Source organism: Aeromonas sp., from assembly GCF_050633025.1.
In the GTDB taxonomy this organism is placed as follows: Bacteria; Pseudomonadota; Gammaproteobacteria; order Enterobacterales; family Aeromonadaceae; genus Aeromonas.
The window spans coordinates 1-5,929 of sequence record NZ_JBODRQ010000172.1 but is presented as its reverse complement, the minus strand read 5'-3'; the positions used below and the strand labels follow the sequence as shown (position 1 = coordinate 5,929).

General features: G+C 61.3%; 5 protein-coding genes. 2 read left to right on the top strand and 3 right to left on the bottom strand.

Annotated elements, in window-relative coordinates; all coding sequences use genetic code 11:
- Window positions 1–562 precede the first annotated feature (562 nt).
- Window positions 563–1,408 carry a DUF1194 domain-containing protein gene (locus ACRAUW_RS16355; protein WP_431363128.1) on the bottom strand — a complete coding sequence of 282 codons (846 nt, stop codon included), beginning with the start codon at window positions 1,406–1,408 and terminating at the stop codon, window positions 563–565.
- 157 nt (window positions 1,409–1,565) lie between these two features.
- Here ACRAUW_RS16355 and ACRAUW_RS16350 point away from each other — a divergent pair, with 157 nt between their 5' ends.
- Window positions 1,566–2,333, top strand: a complete 768-nt coding sequence (locus ACRAUW_RS16350) for a hypothetical protein (protein ID WP_431363127.1) — start codon at window positions 1,566–1,568, stop codon at window positions 2,331–2,333.
- Window positions 2,320–2,766, top strand: a complete 447-nt coding sequence (locus tag ACRAUW_RS16345; RefSeq protein ID WP_431363126.1) for a hypothetical protein — start codon at window positions 2,320–2,322, stop codon at window positions 2,764–2,766. The genes ACRAUW_RS16350 and ACRAUW_RS16345 overlap by 14 nt, the downstream gene beginning before the upstream one ends.
- Here the strand turns inward: ACRAUW_RS16345 and ACRAUW_RS16340 are convergent.
- Both ACRAUW_RS16340 and ACRAUW_RS16335 read right to left on the bottom strand, forming a co-directional pair.
- The gene (locus tag ACRAUW_RS16340) at window positions 2,744–3,220 is read right to left on the bottom strand and encodes a hypothetical protein (RefSeq protein ID WP_431363125.1); all 477 of its coding nucleotides are present in this window, start codon (window positions 3,218–3,220) and stop codon (window positions 2,744–2,746) included. The two genes, ACRAUW_RS16345 and ACRAUW_RS16340, sit on opposite strands and share 23 nt — an antisense overlap.
- An 11-nt stretch (window positions 3,221–3,231) precedes the next feature.
- Complete coding sequence (locus ACRAUW_RS16335; RefSeq protein WP_431363124.1) at window positions 3,232–5,772, bottom strand: hypothetical protein; 2,541 nt, start codon at window positions 5,770–5,772, stop codon at window positions 3,232–3,234.
- Window positions 5,773–5,929: the final 157 nt, after the last annotated feature.

The following is a 5,929-nucleotide window of genomic DNA, read 5'->3' as shown; positions in this document are numbered from 1 at the left end:
AATTGGCCCAGAAAGTAAAATACTCTCTTTCTCTGATATATGACCAAACGGTAAATAGGCTATACCGAGCCAGAAATAATAGCCAAGACCAATGATTAAAATTAAGGCCCATCGAATGATGGTTTTAACTTGACTTGATAGCATCAAATTCTCCACTCAATACGCCACCAACTGAGCCACCAGAATATGGAGATAGATTTCTGATAGCAGATGCACCCTTGGACAAGGTACTAAGGAACGAATACGGAAGCTCAATTACAGGCCCAATCCTTTATCATATTGCTTCACCTGTGCCGGAGTCATATCTCCCCCAAACCAAAATCAAGGCATGCATTGTGCCATGAGCTACAGGCGAGGCCAAAACTTGAATGATGTAGTACGACACTGATTGTCATTACGGCGAAGCAGCAGACTGTCAATCAGTCTCGATAAATGAGCTGAGTTACTGACTGATGACGGGCAGTATTCAAACCAGACGTTATGCAGCCCCTGCCGAAAACCATGGTTACGCCAAAAAATCAGGGAGCCACAGCTCCCTAATCGCAACACACGGGGTGATAAATCAGCCGATGGCGGGGGTCTGTTGCCAGTTGGCTTGCTGCGGACGGCCCTGAGATCGGCGCTGATAGCGCCAGGCCAGCAGTAGCGGCATACCGAGCAGCAGCTGGGCGGCCAGCGGGATCTCCTCGATGGGGGCGGCCAGTGCCCCTTCCGGAATAATGCCCCCCTCAATTTCGGCCGCCAGTTTGAGCTGCAAGGCATTGCCAAAGTCGGCGAAGGTGGTGGCATTGATAACAAACGCATCCTGACCGCCCGCCACGTTGTTGAGATACCAATCTTGCAGCACCCCATCGGCATAGTCCTGGCCGATGGTGATGCCGTTGATGGTATCGATGCCGGAGGCGAGCAGTTGATCCCGCACGGTAGAGGTATCCAGACCTGCGTTCTGGATCCCGTCTCCCGACACATCCATCACCTGGCGGGCGGCGGTGAAGTCGTTGGTGTCGAATTGCAAGCCACCAAAGGCCATGGCTGATCCCGGCGCCGTCCATCCGGCAAAGGGGCGCACCAGAGCATCCAGGGTGGCGGCAAAGTTGTTGATGGAGGTCATGTCGTAGAGATGAAACCAGTCGGTCATCGATCTTTGCTGGTTGCCGCTGCTCCACATGATCATCTGTACCGCAATTGACCCCAGCTTGCCGCCGCTGGTATCGAGGATGGCGCTCTGTACCTCCTGACTGTAAAAGGCGTCCACATAGCCCTGTAATTGCAGATTGAATTCCGATGAACTGACGCTGCCCGACACATCCATCAGCAGTTGCAGTTCGGTATCGACTTCGGTCAAGGCGTATGCGGGGGAGGTGACCAACAACATCCCCAGCAGCCCTGCCAACGGTTTGAGTTTCATTGCTCACTCCTTCTCCCTAGCGCTAGTGCCAGCAGGGGGAATGAATAAAGCGTGCCAGCTTTGTTGCATCCTCGGACTTGGCTTGATCCGGGTGAGGCTGGGCAGGCATGGAACTTGCGACAGCGGTCACAAGCGCTGATAACCGGCAGGAGTTGCGATGGAGATCCGTCCCTGGCAGTGGGCACCCAACTGGCTGCTACTTGGTTTGGCCAATCAGTGGGGCATGGTGTGGCTCAATATGGGCCACTTCAACCTGCTGGTGGTGTTGCTGATTGCTATCTGGTGGCAAATTGCATCGCGGGTTGCACCGAGCTGGCGTCCGCATCCACTGGCGCTCGCCCTCTTTATCCTGCTGATCCTGATCCCCAGCGCCAGTTGCAAGGCGCTGGCCTGTCTGTTGCTGGTGGCCTCGCTGTGGCGCCGTCATCAGAGTGGCGATGAGCGGGCGGTGTTGCAGATTGTGCTCGCCTTTACCGTGGCTGTGTTGTGGGGACAGCAGGTGTTTGCCCTGCTCTCCGGCCCTGTGCTGGCGCTCGATGCCTGGGGGGTGGGCCAGTGGTTGCAGCTGCTGGGCTGGGAGACTCGCCTTGATGGCAATCGCATCGAGCGGTTGGGGGGCCATGCGCTGATCGTGCTCAAGGGGTGCTCCTCGTTTTCTCAACTCTATCTGGTGGTGCTCTCCTGGCTGGTCTCCTGCTGCTGGCTGGCGCCGGAGCGCCCCCTTTACCGGCAGTGGCCCATGTTGCTGCTGGTTTGCCTGCTCTATATCGGGGCCAATCAGCTACGGTTGGTGCTGATGAGCCTGGATCTGCGCTGGTATGGCTGGCTGCATACCGGCTCGCTGGCCCAGCTCTACCAGTGGGCAATCATGTTGCTGGTGATGACCATCCTGTTTCTAAGGGGGTGCCGTGATGGGTCTATCTAGGGGATATCTGCTGCTGTTGCTGGTGGCACTGCTCAGTGCAGCCGCCATGGGCTGGCGTTATCAGAACCGGGCGATCAATGAGGGGGCCAAGCCCATGCTGCTGGAGCTGGTCCAGTTGGGATGGCGCTTGCGGGTGGCTACGCCAGTATTGGGCGGCACCTATGTCAGCTATCAGCTGGCCCATCCCCGCTGTGACGGCCTGCTGCAGGCCATGCTGGTGGCGCCGGATAGCGAGGCGATGTCAGTGACGCTGGCGGGTGAAGGGATGAGCCAAGGGGTGATGTTTTTAGGCGAGCTGCACCAGAGTCCGCCGCTGCTCTCGTACCGTCTTACCCAGGGTTGGCGCAAATTGTGGGGGCTGACCCCTTATCCCCTCTATCGGGTGGCCTTGCCAACCTCTTGCCTCGGCCTTATTGCGCCGCCGCTGGGGTGACCGACCCCGATTCACCGTTTGGCAGAATGCGGATCAGCAAGGTATTGGGGGCCAGCATGGGGTCATAGCGGGGCTCCAGCTCAATGGCGCGAGCTCCCAGCAAGCGGGTGAGGGCCGTCAGTCGCACGCTCGCCATCCGCGCACTCTCCAGCATGTCGGTTTGCAGCCCGGGGCCGCTTACCAGCGCAATCCGGGCCGGATCCTTGCGTCCCAAAAACTGATGCAACTGCTGCTCCTGATCCGCTGGCAGTTGCGTCTCCGCTTGCTGGTACTGCAGTTGCAGTTGGGGCTGTTCGGCCAGCTGTTGTTCCCGCAACTGGTTGAGGATCGGCAGGGTCTCATTGACCGGCTCCTGACGGGCGCAACCGGTGAGGATCAGCAACGGCAGCATCAGGGGCAACAGGCGGCGCAGGACGCTGTCTTTGGCTGTGGAGCGGGGAGTCTGGTTGGCCATACGCAGTCACTTCAGGAGGATGAGTTGGCACCAGTTTGCAATGTTTTCAATCCCTTGGCCAGTTGTTCAATCTCGCGGCGCCACTGGATCCAGGCGGCAGAGGGCAGTTGCTCTGCCACCTGCCAGCGGGTCGGCAGCTGATCCCGCAGGCGCTCCAGCAGCAGGGCGGCTTCCACCTGATAGCGGGCCTCCTGCTCCAGCCAGGCGAGCCAGCGCAGATCTTCGATGGCTTGCTGCAACAGCAACAGATCGTGGGAGAGGCGGTGCGCCTCGCAGGCTTGCGGGCCGAGCAGCATAAAGTCGCTCTCCCGCCCGTCGGTGGGGTCATAAGGCAGGGCGGTGGGCATGCGGCCATGCCACTGCAGATAGCCCTCGGCGCCGCTTTGCCACAGATAGAACCCGGCGGCTCTCGGGGTGCCCAGATTGTAAAACCAGGGGGTGACCTTGTGCTGGCGCACCCGGGCCACATCGGCCTTGTCGGCGCCAAAGCCTGCGTTGATCAAGGCAATCTCCACCTCTTCCAGCAGACCAACCTGACCCGGATGATTGAAGTGGCCCGCACGGATCACCGCCGGATCCCGCCGTTTCATCTCCCGCGCCAAAGTGGTGATGGCGGGTAGGGTGGCGAGATCCGGCTCATCAAACAGGCTCCATGCCAGCGGGGGCAAGCCGCTGGCGGTCAGCCCCTGTTGCCGCGCTTGCCATTGTTCAAGCTGGCTGGCAGGGTCGCTCCCCCAGCGTTTGAGCGGGGTATAGGCCAGCAGGGGCGGCACAAAGCCGAGCCCGGCCGCCTCTCCCATGATCTCCCGCATCCCCGCTTCATCCTGTGGCAGGGCGGGCGAGAGGCCGCTGATCCCCAGCTTGGCGAGCCGCTGCAGGTCGCAGCGACTGGCCGCGGCGATCTGCTCTTTTAGCGCCTCGGGGTCGGGGCTCAGCCAGTTCAGATAGGGGGGCGCTTCGACATAGATGCCGACTGGCTTGCTGGCCGCGGGCAGGGTCAGCGGCAGCACCTCGATAGTCAGCGGCAGCTGCACCAGTTGCTGTTGGCTCAGCAGCTGAATATTGCCCAGATAGTGACCGGCAGGCGCATCGCGTGGGACGGTGATCTGCAGTACCAGACGCCGAGGTACGCCTGCCAGCAGGGTGAGCCCGGCGATCCCCTCGACCAGTTCCTGATCCGAGGGAGCCAGCAGGGTGCCGCTCGCCTGCGGGCGAACCAGATGCCACTTGCCGTAATAGGGGGTCAGCGCCAGCGGCGATCCTGCCTGCTCGGGGGGCTGGATCACCAGCAAAGGGGCCGGATCGTCGGTGGTGGCGTGGATGGCAAACTCCAGCAGCAGCTGGCTGCCACGGGCGGCCAGCACCGGTTGTGCAGCCTGCTGCAACGCATCTGCCGCAGATAGCGGGGCGATCTGCAGGGTTGGGGCGGCATCCGTAATCGGCGTGAGGCTCAGTTGCTGCGAAGCAGGGGCTGGGGTTGGGGAATAGGGGGCCAGGGTCCATTTTTCCAAAAACAGCTGGCGCTGCTTGGTCAGCACGCTTGCGGTAGCGTCAGCCAATACGGCGAGATCTTTTCCACTATTCGGGAGAGCCTCTTTGCTGGTGGGGGCCGGATAGGGGGCAAGCAGCAGCCCCGCCAGGTATTTGGCATCCGGCGAGTGGCCCACCAGTGTGATAATGAGCGGGCCGCCGGGGTGGTTCAGGGTGACATGGACCGGGCCGCCCTGTCGTGCCCCGAACAACTGCCAGGGATCCGGATTTGGCAGCGCCTCGCGGGATTGTCCTTTCAGATAGCGCTGCATTAGCCACTCCTGTGGTTGCCACTGTTCGGCCCAGATGGGCTCGCCATTGACCAGCACGCTGCGTTCGAAGGGGTGGGGCAGATACTCCCACTCGCCGGGGTCATCCAGCCAGAGGGTGAGCTGGTAGCGTCCTTTGGCTAGATTCAGTCGTACCCCGTCGAGATTGCGCAGCCCATCGCGCACAAGGGCATCGCCGGAGGGGCGCAAGATGGGGGCAGGGTGGCCAATCAGCCGGGGATCCCCCGGGCTCAGGGGCTCAAAGCCGGTAAAGCGGGGCGAAGCCGCCGCCCCCAGATCCAGCGCAATGGTGCCCGCTGGCAGAGTCAGACCGGGCTGCCAGTACCAGCGGTGAATGGTTATTGAGGGGGCGTTATCGGCCATAAAGAGATAGAGCTTGGTGAGTTTGTCCAACGCCAGCGCTCTGGGCTGGCTGGTTCGCCACTCACTCAAGGCAAAGCGCTGGGTGAAGGGGCCGGGGGCGACAATCCGCTCCAGATTGACTCGGCTGCGGTAGTTGACCGAGGCCTCGTCGTCGATACGCAGGATCAGGGTTTGCGGGCGGGCGCTGGGGTTATGGCCCTCGATCACCAGTTCATCATCGCTGCCCACCGCCCAGCTGTGGGTGCTCAGATCGAGCCGCTGGGGCGTCTGGTTACCCGTCAGGGGCAGCGGGGTCTGCCCCTCCAGCCGGGTAGCGCCCATCGCTGCATTGCAGCAGAGCAGAATAACCAGCCAGAGCCCTCTGCTCATCCGGCCAGCCCTTTCAACCAGTTATTCAGCTCGGCAGCCTTGTGATCCCAGCTTTGCAGGGCCACCTGCTGTTGGCGAGTGTGGCGCCCTTCGCTGCGGGTTAGCCCCTCCCAGCCACTCTCCTGAAACCAGCCCGGATTGGGTTGATCAAAGGCGG